Here is a 1,737-nt window from a genome sequence, read left to right as displayed (position 1 = left end):
GTCACACCTTCAAAGATGCATGGGGAAGGATGAGAAGACCTCGATCTATTAGTACCGGTCAGCTGAATCTATTGCTAGACTTACACCTCCGGCCTATCTACCTGATCATCTTTCAGGGATCTTACCTCCTTAACGGAGTGAGATACCTTATCTTGGGGTAGGTTTCACGCTTAGATGCTTTCAGCGTTTATCACTACCATACGTGGCTACCCAGCTATGCTCCTGGCGGAACAACTGATGCACCAGCGGTATGTCCATCCCGGTCCTCTCGTACTAGGGACAGCTCCCCTCAAGTATCTTGCGCCTGCGACGGATAGGGACCGAACTGTCTCACGACGTTCTGAACCCAGCTCGCGTACCGCTTTAATGGGCGAACAGCCCAACCCTTGGAACCTGCTTCAGCTCCAGGATGCGACGAGCCGACATCGAGGTGCCAAACCTCCCCGTCGATGTGAACTCTTGGGGGAGATAAGCCTGTTATCCCCGGGGTAACTTTTATCCGTTGAGCGACGGCAATTCCACACTATACCGCCGGATCACTAAGCCCTACTTTCGTACCTGCTCGAGCTGTATCTCTTGCAGTTAAGCTCCCTTATGCCTTTACACTCTCACGTGCGATTTCCATCCGCACCGAGGGAACCTTTGGGCGCCTCCGTTACTCTTTAGGAGGCGACCGCCCCAGTCAAACTGCCCGCCTGACAATGTCCTGTGACCAGTTAATGGCCTCCAGTTAGAATCCCGCCACAGAAAGGGTGGTATCCCACCAGCGGCTCCACTGACACTGGCGTGCCAGTTTCATTGCCTCCCACCTATCCTGTACATTCTGTGCCAAGACCCAATATCAGGCTGCAGTAAAGCTCCACGGGGTCTTTCCGTCCTGTCGCAGGTAGCCTGCATCTTCACAGGCATTTCAATTTCGCCAAGTCCCTTGTTGAGACAGCATCCAAGTCGTTACGCCATTCGTGCAGGTCGGAACTTACCCGACAAGGAATTTCGCTACCTTAGGACCGTTATAGTTACGGCCGCCGTTTACTGGGGCTTAGGTTCTAACCTTCGTCCTTAAAGGACTAAGTCTTCCCCTTGACCTTCCAGCACCGGGCAGGCGTCAGCCCCTATACTTCGTCTTACGACTTAGCAGAGACCTGTGTTTTTGCTAAACAGTCGCTTGGATCTGTTTTCTGTGATCGTCTCAGGCTTTAACACCTAAAACGACACCCCTTCTCCCTAAGTTACGGGGTCATTTTGCCGAGTTCCTTAACAAGGGTTCTCTTGCGCGCCTTAGGATTCTCTCCTTGCCCACCTGTGTCAGTTTGCGGTACGGGTACTATAGCTCTCGTTAGCAGCTTTTCTTGACAGCTCATTAGACATCTTCGCCTCTATTGGCTCCACATCACTTTCCGCAGTTATTAGCCAGAGGGATTTGCCTCCCTGGCCCCACTTCAAGCTTGTACATACAACCTCCAGTCGTATGCATGCCCTCTTTGCCGTGTCCCTGCTTCACTCAAACAAACTACAGTAGTATCGGAATCTCTACCGATTAACCATCACTTACGCCTTTCGGCCTCAGCTTAGGTCCCGACTTACCCTGAGCGGACGAGCCTTCCTCAGGAAACCTTGGGCTTTCGGCGAAGGGGATTCTCACCCCTTTTATCGCTACTCATACCGGCATTCTCTCTTCTGTGCCGTCCACTGCTCCTTACGGTACAGCTTCTGCCAGCACAGAATGCTCCTCTACCA

At 52.4% G+C, this 1,737-nt stretch carries 1 rRNA gene; it reads right to left on the bottom strand.

Annotation, left to right across the window (positions count from 1 at the left end):
• Nucleotides 1–28 precede the first annotated feature (28 nt).
• Nucleotides 29–1,737, bottom strand: a 23S ribosomal RNA gene (locus I0Q91_RS14220); the annotation flags it as partial.

Source organism: Halonatronomonas betaini (assembly GCF_015666175.1).
Classification (GTDB): domain Bacteria; phylum Bacillota; class Halanaerobiia; order Halanaerobiales; family Halarsenatibacteraceae; genus Halonatronomonas; species Halonatronomonas betaini.
Note: the sequence above shows the minus strand (reverse complement) of the source record. Positions and strands in the feature narration are given on the sequence as shown.